The organism is Stenotrophomonas sp. YJH_SMC_123, assembly GCF_059368215.1.
Window position 1 is genome coordinate 395,686 of sequence record NZ_JCAFRM010000002.1, and the last position, 17,367, is coordinate 413,052.

General features: G+C 67.5%; 14 protein-coding genes and 3 tRNA genes. 6 read left to right on the forward strand and 11 right to left on the reverse strand.

Annotated elements, in window-relative coordinates; all coding sequences use genetic code 11:
* Position 1: 1 nt before the first annotated feature.
* The 6 genes from AC5P5W_RS06835 to AC5P5W_RS06860 all read right to left on the reverse strand — a co-directional run bounded on the left by AC5P5W_RS06835 (position 2) and on the right by AC5P5W_RS06860 (position 4,497).
* The gene (locus AC5P5W_RS06835) at positions 2-667 is read right to left on the reverse strand and encodes an HNH endonuclease (RefSeq protein WP_032956174.1); all 666 of its coding nucleotides are present in this window, start codon (positions 665-667) and stop codon (positions 2-4) included.
* A 416-nt stretch (positions 668-1,083) separates the two neighbouring features.
* Entirely contained in the window at positions 1,084-2,874 is a 1,791-nt protein-coding gene (locus AC5P5W_RS06840; protein ID WP_014647827.1) for an acyl-CoA dehydrogenase C-terminal domain-containing protein, read from the reverse strand.
* 64 nt (positions 2,875-2,938) lie between these two features.
* Positions 2,939-3,415 (reverse strand): LEA/WHy family protein, encoded by a 477-nt coding sequence (locus AC5P5W_RS06845; RefSeq protein ID WP_075076313.1) that lies wholly within the window; start codon positions 3,413-3,415, stop codon positions 2,939-2,941.
* Between the two features lie 165 nt (positions 3,416-3,580).
* Positions 3,581-4,132 carry a lipocalin family protein gene (locus tag AC5P5W_RS06850; RefSeq protein WP_197574287.1) on the reverse strand — a complete coding sequence of 184 codons (552 nt, stop codon included), beginning with the start codon at positions 4,130-4,132 and terminating at the stop codon, positions 3,581-3,583.
* Positions 4,133-4,273: 141 nt separating this feature from the next.
* Positions 4,274-4,349: transfer RNA gene (locus AC5P5W_RS06855), tRNA-Phe, on the reverse strand.
* 72 nt (positions 4,350-4,421) lie between these two features.
* Positions 4,422-4,497: transfer RNA gene (locus tag AC5P5W_RS06860), tRNA-Phe, on the reverse strand.
* Between the two features lie 334 nt (positions 4,498-4,831).
* On the opposite strand from AC5P5W_RS06860, the gene curA reads away from it, so the two are divergent.
* Positions 4,832-5,857 (forward strand): NADPH-dependent curcumin/dihydrocurcumin reductase, encoded by a 1,026-nt coding sequence (gene curA, locus AC5P5W_RS06865; RefSeq protein WP_014647824.1) that lies wholly within the window; start codon positions 4,832-4,834, stop codon positions 5,855-5,857.
* An 82-nt stretch (positions 5,858-5,939) separates the two neighbouring features.
* On the opposite strand, the gene AC5P5W_RS06870 is transcribed toward curA, so the two are convergent.
* Positions 5,940-6,782, reverse strand: a complete 843-nt coding sequence (locus tag AC5P5W_RS06870; RefSeq protein ID WP_049442394.1) for a bifunctional transcriptional activator/DNA repair enzyme AdaA — start codon at positions 6,780-6,782, stop codon at positions 5,940-5,942.
* A 132-nt stretch (positions 6,783-6,914) separates the two neighbouring features.
* Between AC5P5W_RS06870 and AC5P5W_RS06875 the strand changes: the two genes are divergently transcribed.
* Positions 6,915-7,676: an SDR family oxidoreductase gene (locus AC5P5W_RS06875; RefSeq protein WP_049442395.1), complete on the forward strand. Its 762-nt coding sequence runs from the start codon at positions 6,915-6,917 to the stop codon at positions 7,674-7,676.
* 6 nt (positions 7,677-7,682) lie between these two features.
* Here AC5P5W_RS06875 and AC5P5W_RS06880 read toward each other — a convergent pair whose 3' ends face one another.
* A complete protein-coding gene (locus AC5P5W_RS06880) occupies positions 7,683-8,168 on the reverse strand; it encodes a hypothetical protein (RefSeq protein ID WP_197574290.1) in 486 nt (161 codons plus the stop codon).
* 158 nt (positions 8,169-8,326) lie between these two features.
* Here AC5P5W_RS06880 and AC5P5W_RS06885 point away from each other — a divergent pair, with 158 nt between their 5' ends.
* Entirely contained in the window at positions 8,327-8,500 is a 174-nt protein-coding gene (locus AC5P5W_RS06885) for a hypothetical protein (protein WP_006457496.1), read from the forward strand.
* 61 nt (positions 8,501-8,561) lie between these two features.
* Here AC5P5W_RS06885 and AC5P5W_RS06890 read toward each other — a convergent pair.
* Positions 8,562-8,637 (reverse strand) — tRNA-Ala (locus AC5P5W_RS06890).
* 231 nt (positions 8,638-8,868) lie between these two features.
* Here AC5P5W_RS06890 and AC5P5W_RS06895 point away from each other — a divergent pair.
* Positions 8,869-11,199 (forward strand): TonB-dependent receptor, encoded by a 2,331-nt coding sequence (locus tag AC5P5W_RS06895; RefSeq protein ID WP_197574289.1) that lies wholly within the window; start codon positions 8,869-8,871, stop codon positions 11,197-11,199.
* A 131-nt stretch (positions 11,200-11,330) separates the two neighbouring features.
* Here AC5P5W_RS06895 and rnd read toward each other — a convergent pair whose 3' ends face one another.
* Positions 11,331-12,410, reverse strand: a complete 1,080-nt coding sequence (gene rnd / locus AC5P5W_RS06900; RefSeq protein ID WP_169410962.1) for a ribonuclease D — start codon at positions 12,408-12,410, stop codon at positions 11,331-11,333.
* A gap of 84 nt (positions 12,411-12,494) precedes the next feature.
* Between rnd and AC5P5W_RS06905 the strand changes: the two genes are divergently transcribed.
* Positions 12,495-14,381 carry a formylglycine-generating enzyme family protein gene (locus AC5P5W_RS06905; RefSeq protein ID WP_197556726.1) on the forward strand — a complete coding sequence of 629 codons (1,887 nt, stop codon included), beginning with the start codon at positions 12,495-12,497 and terminating at the stop codon, positions 14,379-14,381.
* Between the two features lie 84 nt (positions 14,382-14,465).
* The gene (locus AC5P5W_RS06910) at positions 14,466-15,362 is read left to right on the forward strand and encodes a M48 family metallopeptidase (RefSeq protein WP_005417787.1); all 897 of its coding nucleotides are present in this window, start codon (positions 14,466-14,468) and stop codon (positions 15,360-15,362) included.
* Between the two features lie 646 nt (positions 15,363-16,008).
* Here the strand turns inward: AC5P5W_RS06910 and xseA are convergent.
* Entirely contained in the window at positions 16,009-17,340 is a 1,332-nt protein-coding gene (xseA, locus tag AC5P5W_RS06915) for an exodeoxyribonuclease VII large subunit (RefSeq protein WP_046431756.1), read from the reverse strand.
* Between the last annotated feature and the right edge of the window lie 27 nt (positions 17,341-17,367).

Below are 17,367 nucleotides of genomic sequence, written 5' to 3' on the forward strand. Positions count from 1 at the left end.
TTCAGGTGCTCAGTTTCGAGCGCTTGGGCAATTGCGCCTTCAGGAAGGCCATCTGGTCGGCCAGGATGTTGCGGTTGGACAGGATCAGGTGCTCGATCCAGCTGGGCCGGTAGGGCACTGCCAGCAGGGGCATGCCGGCCTGCTGCGGGGTGCGGTCGCTCTTGCGCGAATTGCAGTGGAAGCAGGCGGTGACCACGTTTTCCCAGCAGTCCAGGCCGCCCTTGGACAGCGGCATGACGTGGTCGCGGGTGAGCGTGGGGCGGCTGAACTGCTGGCCGCAGTACATGCACAGATGGGCGTCGCGGGCGAAAAGGGCCTGGTTGGTCAGGTTCGGCGTCGGGTCGATCGCACGGGAGCGGGCGTGGCCGCGGGCGGCGATGATCGGGTGCAGGTCCATGCCGCTCTGCAGGCCGCTGAAACGGTTGGTGCCGCCGTGGATGTGCAGGCAGGGGTCGCCGAGCGTCCAGGCCACCGCCTCGCGGGCGTAGAGGCAAGCCGCATCCTGCCAGGTGATCCAGTCCAGTACGCGTCCGTGGGCATCAAGCGAGAGCAGCCGGACCGAACCGGGGCGATGCAGCGTCGTGGCGTTGGGCGATGCTTCGGCGCCCGGAGCAGAAAACGGAGCTCCGGCTTCGATCAGACCCAAGCGTGTAGTGTCTGTCTCCATCGGGAGAACAGCTTATACCTGAATCATTGCGATTTGGGTATCGCCCGGAGGGCGAAACCCAAATCGCAATGATTCAGGTCCGCGCATTCCTCCTATCCCCCGCACCTATCGGTGCGCCCCCTTTAGCAACCCAGCCCGCCGTCGGCGCGCTGGGTTGCCCGCGCATTCTTCCTAATCCCCGCGCCTGTCGGCGCGCCCCCTTTAACAAAAGGGGGCTCTTCTCCAGAAGGATTTCAGGGGTTCTCATCCACGCGTGGCGTGGATCTACAGCAGCGGAAATCTGTCGAAGGCGGGGTGGGTCCGGTGGCGTGCGCCGTCCCCCGCAATTGGACCCACCTCGCCATCCCGCAGGAAGCCGGCTGTTGCGGTTGCCGGCCAGCGGCCGGCACTACCGCGGGTGCCGGGCGAAGCCCGGTTCAGGCGCCGAAGCGCTCGTCGTCCATGGCCATCAGCGGCGCGGCGCCGGCCTGGATCGCGGCGGCGTGGCTGAGGGTGCGCGGCAGCACGCGGGCGAAGTAGAACCGTGCGGTCTCGCGCTTGCCCTGGGCGAAGGCGGCGCCGTGCGCGCTGGCATCGGCGGCGGCGACGCTGCGGGCCCACCAGTAGGCCAGCACCACGTAACCCGAATAGAACAGGTAGTCGTAGCTGGCCGCGCCCAGTTCGTCGGGATTGGCGGCCGCGCGTTGCAGCACGTCCATCGTCAGCTTGCCCCATTCGGCGGCCTTGGCGCGCAGCGGGCCGATGAACTCGGCCAGCGCTTCGTTGCCCTCGTGTTCCTTGGCGAAGGCTTCGATCTCGGCCAGCATCAGCTTCAGGCCGGCGCCCTGGCTGGATGCGGTCTTGCGGCCGATCAGGTCCAGCGCCTGGATGCCGGTGGTGCCTTCATACAGCGTGGTGATGCGTGCATCGCGGGCCAGCTGCTCCATGCCGTGCTCGCGGATGTAGCCGTGGCCACCGAAGCACTGCAGGGCGTTGTAGGTGTTCTCGATGCCCCATTCGGTCTGGCAGGCCTTGGAGATCGGGGTCAGGAAGCTCACCAGAGTGTCGGCGCGCTCGCGCTCGGCGGCATCCTGGGCGTGGTGGGCGATGTCGATCAGGGTGGCGGCATGCAGCGCCAGCAGGCGGCTGCCTTCGACCAGCGACTTCACGGTCAGCAGCATGCGACGCACGTCCGGGTGGACCAGGATCGGGTCGGCCGGCTTGTCCGGGAACCTGGCGCCGCTCAGGGCGCGCGACTGCAGGCGCTCACGGCTGTACTTCAGTGCGTTCTGGTAGGCGCGCTCGGACAGGCCGATGCCCTGCAGGCCGACGCCCAGGCGCGCGGTGTTCATCATGGTGAACATGGCCTGCAGGCCCTTGTGCGGCTGGCCGACCAGGTAACCCTGCGCACCATCGAAGTTCATCACGCAGGTGACCGACCCCTTGATGCCCATCTTGTGTTCGATCGAGCCACAGCGCAGTGCATTGCGCTCGCCGACGTTGCCATCGCGGTCGACCTTGAACTTCGGGGTGACGAACAGCGAGATGCCCTTGGCGCCCGGAGGGGCGTCGGGCAGCTTGGCCAGCACCAGGTGCACGATGTTCCCGGTCAGGTCGTGCTCGCCGGCGGTGATGAAGATCTTGGTGCCGGTGATCGAGTAGCTGCCGTCGGCGTTCGGCTCGGCCTTGGTCTTGAGCAGGCCCAGGTCGGTGCCGCAGTGCGGCTCGGTCAGGCACATCGTGCCGGTCCAGCGGCCTTCGATCAGCGGCTTGAGGAAGGCGTCGTGCTGCCACGCCTCGCCGTGCTGCTTCAGCGCTTCGATGGCGCCGTGCGAGAGCAGCGGGAAGTTGCCCCACGCCAGGTTGGCGGCGTTGATCATTTCGTTGAGCGGCACCCCCAGGGTGTGCGGCAGGCCCTGGCCGCCCAGCTCCGGCGAGGCGGTCAGGCCGGTCCAGCCGCCATCGACGAACTGGTCGTAGGCCTGCTTGAAGCCGGGCGGGGTGGTCACTTCACCGGTGGCCTGGTCGAGTACGCAGCCGATCTCGTCGCCGACGCTGTTGAGCGGGGCCAGCACGGTGGCGCTGAAGCGGCCGGCTTCCTCCAGCACGGCATCGACCACGTCGGCGGTGGCGTCGGTGAAGCCCAGGCGGGCGAACAGGGGTTCGACCTTGAGCACGTCGTGCAGGGCGAAACGGAGGTCGGAAAGCGGGGCGGTGTAGCTGCTCATCGGTACGTCTCGATTTGATCAGGGCAGAGGGGAGCGGCGCCGGGCGCCGCGACGAAAGGCGGGTTCAGCGCAGCACGCCGGGCAGGCCGGGGGCCTGGTTGAGGGTGCTGCGGCTGCTGATGTCGAAGCTGCGCTGCTTCTTTTCCTGCGGCGTGGCCGCCACCGTTCCCTTCAGGGCGTAGGCCAGGGTGCGGTTGCTGGCCAGCGCGTCGGCCACCACCAGGCGCGCGGTCGAGCTGGGCACGAGGTCGACATTGATGACGTCGGCGGAGGTGCCGCCGATGGAGATGCCGGGCTTGACCTGCAGGGTGCCGGCATCGCTGTCGCCGACGGTCAGCGCCAGTGAGACATCATCGAAGGTCATCGGCATCGAGCTGAAGTTCTGCAGGCGCAGGGCCACGGTCCAGTTGCCGTCGGCACGCACGGTCAGCTGCTGCAGGCTGGCCGCCGGTTCCGAAACACGCTTGACGATGCCGTTGCCGCAGGCAACAAGGGCGAGGGTGCACAGGACGATCAAGGCGGTACGGAAGCGGTGGAGCATGGGCGCAAGTCCTCTGGAGGGGGTGCGTTGGGGTAAGCATACTACGGCGTATGGTTTTATGGATCGCCCGGGGCGACCCGTCCGCAGAGGGTAGCGCGTGAAGATGGCGGTCGGGCATGCACAACGCCGGATGGCGCGCGCACGATGCGCCGGATGCGAAGCGGTTCAGTCGGCCGCGGGATCGCGCAGCGGGGCCATCAGGCGCAGTGGCCCGAGGTCGTACCCCATCGACTGGGCCTTGGCTTTCAACTGTTCGAACCGATCGCGCTCCATCTCCGGCAGGCGCGAGAGGATCCACAGATACTTGCGGCCGGGTTCGCCGACCAGGGCCCATTGATAGTCCGGGTCCAGCGCCAGCACCCAGTAGTCGGCCCAGACCAGGGGCGCCCAGCTCAGCCAGTCGGGGACGAAGCGCACCTGCAGTTGCCCGGGATGGCCGGCCACCGGGCGTGCCACGCCTTCGGCGACCACGCGCTCGCCGTCACCCTTGCGGCAGGCATTGGTGACGCTGATGCGGCCGTCCCGGCGCAGGCCATAGTTGGCGGTGATGTCGCCCACGCACTGCTTCTGGAACGAGACTGGAAGATGCGCGATCTCGTGCCATTGGCCCGCGTAGCGATCAATGTCCAGGTGCTCGACCGCGCGCACCGGTTCAGTGGCGATCACCGGGAAGGCGGCCAGCAGCAGGCAGGCGAGCAGGGCGGGGCGCAGAGGCATCGGCAGGCTCCAGGCAGGAGTCTGGAGCGTAGGTGCCGCGGCCCGTGCCGGTGTAAATGTTTCGTCAACCGGGCCACGGTGGTCGCCGCTTGCGCGAAGCGCGAATAAAAAAAGACCTGCATTTCTGCAGGTCTCTGAAGATGGTGGCCGAAGACGGAATCGAACCGCCGACACGGGGATTTTCAATCCCCTGCTCTACCAACTGAGCTACTCGGCCAAATTGTGTGGCTACCGCGGTGAGTGCGGTTTCCGGAAAAAAAAGACCCGCATTTCTGCAGGCCTTCGAAAGTGGTGGCCGAAGACGGAATCGAACCGCCGACACGGGGATTTTCAATCCCCTGCTCTACCAACTGAGCTACTCGGCCACATGTTTCGTTGCAGCGAGGTCGCTGCCAAGGACGCGTATATTACGGAGGTCGGCTGCCTTCGGCAAGCGTTTTGCCAAGATTTCTTCACATTGCCCCCTGCGCGCTCGCAAGTGCTTGATCCTCCGTTGTGGGGCGGGGCGTGCCCCATCGATTGTCGTCTGCGGTGGAAATCAGCAGGTCGCCGCGTTCGCCAAAGCTGCAAGCGCAAGGGGTGCGCCGGACCCGCGCGGGTCCGGGCAATGGAACGCTGTTTTCGTGGCCGCCATCGGGGATCGCCGCAGCGTAGTGTCGGCGGTCCTTTCCCGATGCTGGCAACAGCAGAGACCTGGCCATGTCCGATTCCTCCACCGCGTCCCGCATCGTGCTTGCCTCGCGTCCGCAGGGGGCGCCAAGTGCAGCCAATTTCCGCCTGGAACAGGTTGCGCTGCCGGCACTGGCCGATGGCGAAGTGCTGCTGCGCAACCGCTACCTTTCGTTGGACCCGTACATGCGAGGACGCATGGACGAGGGCCCGTCGTATGCCGCGCCGGTGGCGGTAGGGGCGGTGATGGAAGGCCAGACCGTGGCCGAGGTGCTGCAATCCAAGGCCGAGGGCGTAACCGCAGGCGAGCTGGTGCTGGCGCCGGGGGGCTGGCAGACCCACGCGGTGCTGCCGGCCAAGGCGCTGGGGCGTCGTCTGGATCCGGCCGGGCTGCCGCTCAGTACGGCGCTGGGGGTATATGGCATGCCCGGTTTCACCGCCTATTCCAGCCTGCATGAAATCGCCCGTCTGAAGCCGGGCGAGACGTTGGTGGTAGCCGCCGCGACCGGGCCGGTGGGCGCGACCGTGGCGCAGCTGGCCAAGCTGCAGGGCGCGCGCGTGGTCGCCATCGCCGGTGGCGAGGCCAAGCGTGCCTATCTGCAGACGCTGGGCGTGGACGTGGCGCTGGATCATCGCGTGGCTGATTTTGCGGACCAGCTGCGCGCGGCAGTGCCTGCGGGCATCGACGTGTACTTCGAGAATGTCGGCGGCCATGTGCTGGATGCGGTGCTGCCGCTGCTCAACGACTTCGCCCGCATTCCGGTCTGCGGCACCATCGCGACCTACAACGAGCGGGGCGTCGAGCAGCCTGGCCCGGATCGGCTGCCGTCACTGTTCAGCCAGATCCTGCGCCAGCGCTTGACCGTGCGTGGTTTCATCGTGCACGACTTCAACCACCTGTGGCCGGACTTCGAACGCGAGATGCCGCAGTGGCTGCGCGAGGGCCGCATCCAGTACCGCGAGGATGTGGTGGAAGGTCTGGAGAAGGCGCCGGAGGCGTTCTTCGGGCTGTTGCAGGGGCGCAACTTCGGCAAGCTGGTGGTGAAGCTGGATTGAGTGCTTGGTGGGTGTGCCGACCAAGGTCGGCCACTACCGGAAGCTGGGTGTGCCGACCAAGGTCGGCGGCTATCGGGTGGCGTCAGCCGTTGGCGACCTTTTCCCGGCGCAGCAGTTCGCGCTTGCGCGCAACGCCCCAGGCATAGCCGGACAGGTCACCGTCGCGGCGCACCACGCGGTGGCAGGGCACGGCTACCGCCAATGGATTGCTCGCGCAGGCACGTGCCACCGCACGACTCGAGCGTGGTGCACCGATATGCGCGGCAATATCCGCATACGACGCGGTCTGGCCGCGCGGAATCTGCTGCAGTGCCTGCCATACCCGCTGCTGGAAGGCGGTGCCGCGGATATCCAGCGGCAGTGTGGCGCCTCGCGAGGGATCCTCGACCAGGCCCACCACCTGTGCCACCAGTTGCTCATAGCCGCGGTCGGCACCGACCAGTTCGGCCTGGCGGAAGCGTTGCTGCAGTGACTGCAGCAGCGCCTCCGGATCGTCGCCGAGCAGGATCGCGACCACGCCGGTGGCGCTGCTGGCCACCAGCACGCTGCCCAGTGAGCTTTCGGCAAGCGCGAAGTGGATGACTTCGCCGCGACCACCTGCGCGCCATTGCTTGGGAGTCATGCCCAGCAACTTCGGTGCGTTCTCGTAGAAGCGCCCGCTGGAGCCGAAGCCGGCATCGTGGAAGGCATCGGTGATGCGCTCCTGCTGTTCGAGCCCGGTGCGCAGGCGGTCGGCGCGCAGCGCGGCAGCGTACTGCTTGGGGGTCAGCCCGGTGGCCTGTTTGAACAGGCGATGCAGGCGCGTCGGGCTGCAGCCGGCGATGTCGGCCAGCTCCTGCAGCGAGGGCTCGTCGAGGCTGGCCTGCAGATGGCGGCAGACCCGTTCGACGCGGGCGTCGAGGGCGGTGGTGGCGGTGCTGTCCATGGGCGGATTCTGGCACGTGCCGGTTCTGCGGAAACTCCGTTTCCTGCACCTGGCCGCGAGGCCCGGAAACGGAGTGTTGGTGGGCCGGAGGCGCGGCATCGTGGCGGCCACTCCACAACCGGTACCACTCTCATGCGCCTGAACAACAAGATCGCCCTCATCACCGGTGCCAGCGCCGGCATTGGCCGCGCCAGTGCGCTGCGCTTCGCCGCCGAAGGGGCAAAGCTGGTGCTCAATGCGCGTCGGCCGCAACCGCTGCACGCACTGGCCGAGCAGATCCGTGCCGGCGGCGGCGAGGTGGTGGTGCATGCCGCCGACGTGGCCGAGCCGGGCACGGCGCAGGCGTTGGTCGATCTGGCCCAGCAGTCATTCGGAGGCCTGGACATCGCGCTCAACAATGCCGGGATGCTCGGCCCCGGCGTGCCGGCAGCAGAGTTCCCGGCGGATGCGTGGCGCGAGGTGATGGCCACCAATCTCGACGCCGCCTTCCATGCCGCACGCGCGCAGTTGCCGGCATTGCTGGCACGCGGGGGTGGCTCGCTGGTGTTTGTCGGTACCTTTGTCGGCCATACCGTGGGCTTCCCGGGTATGGCCGCCTACGCGTCGAGCAAGGCCGGACTGATCGGCCTGAGCCAGGTGATCGCCGCCGAGTACGGCGCGCGTGGCGTACGCAGCAACGTGCTGCTGCCTGGCGGTACCGATACCGAGATGGGCCGGCAGGCCGCACCCACCGGCGATGCCCGCGACTTCGTGCGCTCGCTGCACGCACTCAAGCGCATGGCCGAGCCGGAGGAGATCGCCAACGCGGCGCTGTTCCTGGCCAGCGATGAAAGCAGTTTCGTTACCGGTACCGCGATGCGTGTTGAAGGTGGAGTGTCGATCACCCGTACCTGAGCGGCGTCATGAGCGCGGCGTGTAGCGGATACCGCTGCTGGCCATGAAGCCTTTCGGGTCGAACCGGGCCCATGCCTCGCCCCACTCGAACCGGGCGCGGCCACCTGCCAGTTTGCGCCCCAGAGCCGTGGCCAAGGTGCGACGCATGAAAGCGACTTCGGCATCGATCGCGACCTGGGTCGGCCAGCCGTCTTCCAGTGTCGCACCCGGCAGATCGACGCCGATCGTCACCATGTCGAGCTGTTGCCCGTGGAAGCACAGGCTGATGCCGGCGGGCGCACCGCCCACACTGAGCCGGTGCAGGCTGAGCCAGTGATAGCCGGTGCCGGCATCGCGCTCGCCATGCATCAGCGTGGCGAAGGCGATGCGCGCCTCCTCCAGTGACAGGGTGGGGCAGATCAACGTCGTCAGGTGGCCGAGCTGGATGCTGCCGTCCGCTGGATCGAGGCGCATTGGCAGCGTACGCGCGGCGTGCTGGGCGGGAGGTGACATCGCGGACTGGCTGGGCATGTTGGTCCGGATTCTGCAGAGCCGTGGGCTGCGGCGGCAAGCGGAACTGCACACGCTGTTCGCGCGGGCCTGACCTGCGGATCACTGCGCAGCCTCTAGCGTGAAGTCCTGATCGGCCTTCGCCGGCACAGGAGACTTCGATGAGCGAGCGCGACAAAGACCCTGGCGATCCGAAACAGGGCGTACAGGAAAGCCGTCAGGACAGGGCGCAGGAGGACGTGGCAAAGCAGCGGCCGGGGCAGCGCGATCAGCAGGTGCGTGATACGCATTCGCGTGGTCCACGCCGCAAGGACGGGGATCAGGAACCTGCCTGACTCGTGATCGATGCAAGAAAAAACCCGCAGATCGCGACGATCGGCGGGTCTTCTTTATGAGTGGTGGAGCCAAGGAGGATCGAACTCCTGACCTCGTCATTGCGAACGACGCGCTCTCCCAGCTGAGCTATGGCCCCACGGCAGGGCTTCAGTGTAGCCAACTGGCTGCGCCTTGCCAAGCCGACCCGGGATGTGCCGGACGGCGTGGCATGAAGGCGTGCACTGTGCCGAAACCGTCCGGTTTGCCGGGCCCGGATGCCGCGCAACGAAATCGTAACAATTTGGGGGATAATGGCGGCTTGCGCAGTTCTCCTCCTTTTTGCCGCCCGGCTCGCGCAGGCCGCACGGACGCCTCCTCAGAGCATTCCATGCCCTCCCATTCCGATTCCCGCCGCCTGTCGGGTATGTCGTCTTCCTTCGTTTCCTTCCGCCGCCATCCGCTGGCCCTGGCCTGTGCCGGCCTGGCCCTGGTCGGCAGCTTTGGTGCCGCCGCGCAGGACAGCGCGCCGACCCCGACGGGCCTGGACACGATCACCGTGACCGCCGAGCACCGCGAGCAGAACCTGCAGGAAGTGCCGGTCTCGGTGGGCGTGGTGCAGGGCGAGCGCATGCGCGACTTCACCGCCGGCGGCGACGACACCCTGCTGGCGCTGTCCGGCCGCGTGCCGAGCCTGTATGCGGAAACCACCACCGGCCGCATCTTCCCGCGCTTCTATATCCGCGGCCTGGGCAACATCGACTTCTACCTGGGTGCCTCGCAGCCGGTGTCGATCATCCAGGACGACGTGGTGCTGGAACATGTGGTGCTGAAGTCCAACCCGGTCTATGACGTGGACCAGGTGGAAGTGCTGCGCGGCCCGCAGGGCTCGCTGTTCGGCCGCAACACCACCGCCGGCATCATCAAGTTCGACACGCTGAAGCCGACCCAGGACTACACCGGCCGCGTCAGCGCCAGCTATGCGACCTACAACAGCGTGTCGATCGACGGCGGCTTTGGCGGCCCGATCAACGACATCGCCTCGTTCCGCGTGTCGGCGCTGTACCAGCACCGCGACGACTACGTCGACAACACCTACAGGGGCCCGAGCGCTGACGGCACGGTCAGCCCGAAGAAGAACGCCATGGGCGGCTTCGATGACCGCAACGTGCGCGCGCAGCTGCTGCTGACCCCGAGCGACCAGTTCTCGATCCTGGCCTCGGCCCACGCCCGTGATTACGAAGGCACCTCGACCCTGTTCCTGCGTGGTGCGCTGACCAAGGGCTCGAACAAGACCGACGTGCCGCGCGACCAGGTCGCCTACGACGAAGCCGGCAACAACCCGCAGGCCTACAAGACCTACGGTGGCTCGGTGAAGGCGCGTTACGACTTCGGCGCGATCGACTTCACCTCGATCACCGCCTACGAAACCACCTCCGGCTACAGCCGTGGCGACACCGACGGCGGCGCGGCGGTGAACTTCCCGGTGAACGGTGTGCCGAACGGCTACGGCCAGTCGATGGGCCGCATCCGTGATCTGGACCAGTGGACCCAGGAATTCCGCCTGGCCAGCCATGACGACAGCGCCCTGCAGTGGCAGGCCGGTGCGTTCTACTTCAACGGCAGCGACACCACCGACTTCTACCAGCGTGCGTGGTTCCTGCAGGGTGCGGCCCGCAACCCGAACAACTGGGTGCGACTGCGCAACAAGAACACCTCGTGGGCCGGTTTCGGCCAGCTGAGCTACGCCTTCACCGACAAGTTCACCGTCACGGCCGGCCTGCGCCAGACCAAGGACGAGAAGCACACCCGCCTGCTGAAGACCGCTGACACCGCCGCCGGCGTGGTGACCTACAAGGGCCGCACCGACGTCAAGATGTCCGACACCACCCCGAGCTGGGATCTGAGCGCGATGTACCAGATCACGCCGGACGTGAGCGTCTATGCGAAGGTCGCACGCGGCTTCCGCGGCCCGACCATCCAGGGCCGTTCGGCGGTGTTCAATGCCGACTTCACCACCGCCGATTCCGAGACCATCCTGTCCTGGGAAGCCGGCGTGAAGAGCAGCCTGTGGGACAACCGCCTGCGCCTGAACGCCACCGCGTTCACCTACACCGTCAATGACATCCAGCTCAACGGCAACGATTCGGACGGCAACGGCGTGCTGTTCAATGCCGACAAGGCCAAGGCCTACGGTTTCGAAGCGGACATGGAGCTGCGCCCGATCCCGAACCTGACCCTGAGCGCCGGCGTCAGCCTGCTGCACAGCGAGATCAAGGACAAGCGCGTCTACGCGCAGGTCTGCGGCCTCAACGGCAAGGTGGTGTGCACGGTGAATGACCCGACCATCAAGGTCGGTGCCAACACCTTCGCGCAGATCGACGGCAACCCGCTGCCGAACGCGCCGAAGTACAACGTCAACCTGGCCGCCCGCTACGACTTCCCGGTCAGCGACGCGGGCACCATGTTCGTGTCCACCGACTGGAACAAGCAGGGCTACACCAGCTTCGTGCTGTACGACAGCAAGGAGTTCAACTCCAAGGGTGATTTCGAGGGCGGCCTGAAGATCGGCTACTCGGGCAACTACGGTGCCTATGAAGTGGCGCTGTTCGCGCGCAACATCACCAACGAGAAGAACCTCAAGGGTGTGATCGAGAACTACATGGCCGCGGTCTACAACGAACCGCGCACCGTCGGTGTCTCGTTGAACATGAACTGGTAAGGCGTTGCCGCGAGGGTGGGCGGTCCCACCCTCGCACTGCTGGAGTGCGCAGGGCGGCCCGGTGATCCGGGTCGCCCTTCTTGTTGCGTTCGACGGCGGCGGGAATGCAATCCGGCGCCGCGACAGGTGCTTCAGCGTGCCGGCAGCAGCGCCTGGAGCTGCGATTCCAGTTCCTGCTGGCGCCAGCCGGCCAGTGCGGCCGGCCACTGGCGGCGTTCCAGATAGCTTTCCAGGTGCTTGCGTGAGGCCAATACTCCATCCGGCAGGCCCAGTTCGCGGCTGCGCTCGGCAACCGCGTCCTGCAGCTTCTTCAGTGCCTGCTTGTTGCTGTCGTTGGCCGGCAGCGCCAGCGGTGCTTCGGCCTCATCGGCCAGCGGCGTATCCAGCGCCTGCCACACAGCGCCCGCGAGCTTGCGCGGTGCCTTCGGGAACTGTTCGAACAGCTTGCCCAGTGCGGCGGCATCGGCCGGTGGCGTGCGTGCCAGCGTGGCGGCCAGTTCGTTGTCCAGGATCCAGCTGCGCGGGCGGTCGCTGCTGCGTGCCTGCACATCGCGCCAGCGCAGCAGACGCAGCAGCCGATGCTGTGCGGCCGTGTCGAGGAACTGCGCCGAGCGCATCGCCAGGTGCGGCCAACGGTCTTCGTCATTGGCGACGCTGGCCAGCAGGCGCTCGCCGTCGTCGTGCAGCCACTGCTGGCGGCCCAGCGCCTGCAACCTGGCATCGATGGCGTCATGCAGCGCGAACAGGTGCTCGACATCGTCGGCGGCGTACTGCAGCTGCGACTCGGACAACGGGCGGCGCATCCAGTCCGAACGGGTTTCGCCCTTGGCCAGCGCCACGCCGGTGATTTCCGCGACCAGCTTCTGGTAGCCCATACCGCCACCGATGCCGGCCAGCGAGGCGCCGATCTGGGTGTCGAACAGCGGACGTGGCAACACGCCGCAGGCCCACTTGAAAGCGACCAGGTCTTCGCTGGCGCTGTGCATCACCTTGACGATCGATTCATCGGCCAGCCACGGCGCCAGCGCCTCGGTCATGCCGGGAATCAGGGGGTCGATCAGCAGGATGTCCTGCCCGACCGCCATCTGCACCAAGGCCAACTGCGGCCAGAAGGTGCGTTCACGGATGAATTCGGTGTCCAGGCCGATGCGGGCCGGACGCTGCTGGAAGTACGGATCCAGCTCGGCGGGGGTGGTGATCCAGATTGCCACGGGTCAGGGCCTACTACTCGGGTTTGCTCAGGCAGGGGAGAATAGCCTAACGTCGGTCCGCATCCGTGCCGAAGGAGATCCTGCTTGCGTTTTCCGCTGTCGTCCGTGCTGTGCACCGCCCTGGCCCTGGCCGGCTGCACGCCGTCGCCCTCGGCGACACCGGAGCCGGGACCGGCTGCTGGCGAAGACGCACGGCCGCAGCAAGGCATGCAGGCGGACGCGACGCCGGAGGCGGCGCAGGGCAGCGTCACCATCGCCGGTGAGGATGCCGCCGAGGATGTGCAGCGGTGGACGCCACCGCGGGTCGATCGGCAGGGGCGCAGCCTGGCCCAGCTGCGTCGCGCGGCCGAGAAGGCGTTCGCCGAAGGGCGCCTGTACGAGGACGCCGACGCGGCGGTTCCGCTGTGGCTGGCGGTGCAGGAAGAAGACCCGGATGACCGCCAGGCCCGCAACGGCCTGCAGCGCGCCCGCCAGCGCCTTCAGCAGCAGGCCGATGCCCTGCTGGTCCGGCCGCTGCAGCAGCGCGAGGCGCTGGCCGAGGCCAGCCGCCAGGCACTGGTGCTGCTGACCCTGGCGCCGAAGGATGAGAAGGTTCGCGCGCTGCAGGGACGGGTGGAGCTCGCCCAGCGCGTGGTGGCCTACAACCGTGCCGGCGAGGAAGACCTGCGTTCGGGGCGGATCGGTGAGGACGGTGACGGAGCGATCGGCAACTTCCGTGAAGCGCTGGCCCTGGATGAACACAACAGCCGGGCACGGCAGGGCCTGGCGGCGGCCGAGAGTGGCCTGATCCGCCGTGCCGAGGACGCGGCGCGGGTGCGTGACTTTGCCAGCGCCGGCACCTGGCTGGCCGAAGCCAGCAAGGTCCGTGATTCGTCACCGGCCATTGCCGATGCCTTCGAACGTATCGAACAGATACGCGCGGCGGCACTGCTGCAGCTGCGCGATGATGGCCTTCGCGAACTGGCGACGCCACAGGGCCTGAAGCCGGCGCGCGAGAAGCTGGCCGAGGCCCTGCGCATCGCCTTGCCAGGGGATGCGGTGGTGGCCCAGTTGCGCGAACGCATCGACCTGGCCACCCATTACGGCAGCTTCCGTCCCGGGCAGGTGTTCAGCGACGCCATGCGCGATGGCGGGCGCGGCCCGCAAATGATCGTGGTGCCGCATGGTGGCTTCCAGATGGGCGCGGGTGATGCCGAGCCCGGTGCCAGCGATGCCGAGCGGCCCTCGCATTATGTGCGCTTCGACCGCGGGTTTGCGATGGCGATCACCGAGGTCACGGTCAGTGATTTCGAGCGCTATGTGAAGTCGACCAATGCGCGGCCGCGTGCGACCCGGCGCGGCCACTCGGTGGTCTATGACGAGCGCAGCGGCAATTTCATCCGCCGCAGCGGTGTGGACTGGCGTTCCGATTACGATGGCGCGCGCGCACTGGGCAATTCGCCGGTGATGCATGTGAGCGTGCGTGATGCCGAAAACTACGCGGCGTGGCTGTCCGAGCAGACAGGACGCAGCTACCGGCTGCCCAGCGAGGCCGAATTCGAGTACGCGCTGCGTGCCGGCAGCAGTGGCCGTTATCCGTGGGGCGACGCCGGCACGCCGCCGCCCGGCGCTGGCAACTTCACCGGCAGCAAGGATGTCTCGCCCTCGGGACGGCACTGGCACAACGCCTTCGTCGGCTATGGCGATGGCTGGTGGGGGCCCGCGCCGGTGGCCAGTTTCCAGGCCAATGCCTTCGGCCTGCACGATATGGCCGGCAATCTCAGCGAGTGGGTGGCCGACTGCTGGCATGCCAGCTACCGGCGTGCGCCGTCCGATGGTGTCGCCTGGTTCAACCCGGGCTGCCGGTCGCGGGTGATCCGGGGCGGCAACTGGGCCAATGCGCCCGAGCAGACCCGTGCGGCCTGGCGACAATCGCAGGACTCGGACACCACCAACGCGCGCATCGGCTTCCGTCTGGTGCGGGGCATCTGAGCATCGGGCTTCACCCGCTGCTGGCGTCCGCGCACTAAGATTGCGCCGTGCCCGCCGGCCGGCGGGGCCTGCTGGAAGACACCGATGCGCAACGATCCCTTTTCCCGTTCGCCGCAAGGCCCGCAGCGGCGCGGCCTGTTCGGCAACATCCGCTGGTGGGTGCTGCTGCTGGCGGCGGGCTATGCGGTGTTCTACTGGTTCTCCAATCGCACGGTCGATCCCTACACCGGCGAGAAGGTGATGATCGACAGCAGCCTGGATGCGCGCCAGGAGACCGCGCTCGGGCTGCAGGCCTACCAGCAGATCCTGTCGCAGGAACGGCCGATGGATCCGAATGCGCCGATCGCGCGTGATGTGCGCGACATCGCCCAGCGCCTGATCGCCAAGGTGGACGTGGTGGAGACCGCGCTGGCACAGGAGCACGGCGTGCAGCCGGCGCATTTCGCGCGGGATTTCCAGTGGGAAGTGAATGTGATCCCGTCCGAGCAGGCCAATGCGTTCTGCCTGCCGGGTGGCAAGATGGCGGTCTACACCGGCCTGGTGCCGGTGGCGCGTACGCGTGACGCGATGGCGGTGGTGATGGGCCATGAGATCGCCCATGCGCTTCTACGCCATGGTGCACAGCGGATGGCGCAGCAGAAGCTGACCCAGATCGGGCAGATGGCTGGTGCCGCCAGCGGCATGGATGCGCAGCAGCAACAGATGATGATGTCGGCGATGGGCTACGGCTACCTGCTGCCCTATGCGCGCAGCCACGAGACGCAGGCCGATGAAGTGGGGCTGATGCTGGCCGCAGCGGCCTGCTTCGATCCCCGCGAGGCGGTGCCGCTGTGGCAGCGCATGGGCCAGGCCAGTGGCGGCCAGGCGCCGCCGGAGTTCGCCTCCACCCACCCGAACCCGGGTACCCGCATCCAGAACCTGCAGGCGCTGATGCCGAAGGCGCTCGAGTACCGGCAGAAGTTCTGCGAGCAGGCAAAGTAGGGGGAGGGGCGGCACGGCTTGCAGCCCTGCACCCGCGGTAGGCAGTGCCGGCCGCTGCCCGGCAACCTCAACAGCAACGGCAGAAGCGGGTTTCCTGGGGGATGGCGGGATGTGTCCGGTTGCGGGAGACGCCGTAAACCCGTCCATGGGGGCTTGGCCGCGGCATCCATGCCGCGGACACTCCCGCAACCGGACCCACCCCGCCTTCGACAGATTCTCGCGGTCTGTCGGAAATACTCTTGGGGTCAGATCCGTTTTCCGTAGGAAAACGGATCTGACCCCGAATTGATTCGATATCTGACAGGATCTACCGTGTCGACCAAGCTCGACACCTACCAACAGTCATCGGAATCTGTCAGAGGTGGGGCGGTGTGGCGGTGCAGGACCGTTGGCGCCATGGATGGCGCCATCGAGCCCCCAAGGGTGAGGGCGCTTTGCTTGCGAAGCACTGCTTCGCAAGCGCCCGAACGCACAGCCGCCGGCGGCTGGGCCGGACCGCGCAGCGGGGTTTACGGCGTGTCCTGCACAGCCACACCGCCCCACCAAACCATCAGCAATCCAGAGCCGCTTTTGCTGTTGCTGTTGAGGTTGCCGGCCAGCGGCCGGCACTACCGCAGGTGCAGGGCGCAGCCCTGCCGAACACCCCTTACTTGACCTGTACGTCGATCACGCCGTCGCCGACGCGGGCCTGCAGGGCGTCACCGGACTGTACCTGATCAAGCTTTCGCACCAGCGTACCGTCATCGCTGCGGGTGAGGATGCTGTAGCCACGCGCCACGGTCGCCAGCGGGCTGACTGCTTCAAGTGAACGCGCCAGTCCGCGCAGTCGCAGTGCATCGCGCTCCAGCAGGCGCTGCATCGCGGCCTGCGGCCGCCCGCGCAGGGCAGCCAGACGGCGCTGCATCGCATCGAGCTGGCGCTGCGGATGGTGCCCGCGCAGCACTGCCGCCGCATGACGCAGGCGCGCGGCGCGGCGCTCCTGCTGCTGGTTGAACGCCGCATGCAGGCGCCGGCCCAGATCCAGCTGGCGTCGGCGCAACAAGTCCAGCCGCGCCTGCGGGCTCTGGGCGTTCAGGCGCAGCAGGGCGCGGTCGGCGCGCTGCATCGCCTGCTGCATCGCATGCCGTTGCAGCTGCACCATGCGCGCGGCCGTGCGGCGCAGGCGCAGGGCCAGTTCGCGCTGGTCGGGTACCAGCAGTTCAGCTGCCACCGAAGGCGTCGGCGCACGCAGGTCGGCGGCGAAGTCGCTGAGGCTGAAGTCGGTTTCGTGGCCGACCGCCGAAACCACTGGGGTGTGGCTGGCGGCGATCGCACGGGCCAGGGCTTCGTCATTGAAGGCCCACAGGTCTTCCAGCGAACCGCCGCCGCGGGTCAGCAGGATCACGTCGTAGCGACCGCTGGCATCGGCCGCCTGCAGCAGGCGGGTGATCTGCGCGGCGGCGCTGCTGCCCTGCACCAGGGTCGGCAGCAGGTCGACTTCCAGCAGCGGGAAACGGCGGCCGAGCACGCTCAGCACATCGCGCACGGCGGCGCCGGTCGGCGAGGTGATCACTGCCAGACGTTGTACATGCGCCGGCAGTGGCCGTTTGCGCGCCGGGTCGAACAGGCCCTCGGCCTCCAGCCGCGCCTTCAGTTCCTCGAAGGCGCGGCGCAGTGCGCCTTCGCCCGCCTCCTCCATGTGGTCCAGCACCATCTGGTACTCGCCACGGGCGTCGTACAGGGTCACCTTGCCGCGCACCAGCACGCGCATGCCTTCGCGCGGCACGAACTTCAGGTACTGCGCCTTCATCCGGAACATTGCGGCACGCAGCTGCGCACGCGCGTCCTTCAGGGTGAAATACAGGTGACCGGAGGCAGGACGCGCCACGCTGCCCAGTTCGGCCTCGACCCAGATCGCCGGGAAACTGCCTTCCAGCAGGTCGCGGGCCAGGGTGTTGAGCTGGCTGGGGGTGAAAATGTCGTTGTTGCGTGGCTGCATGGGAACGGCGTGCTGCGGGTGGAGCGG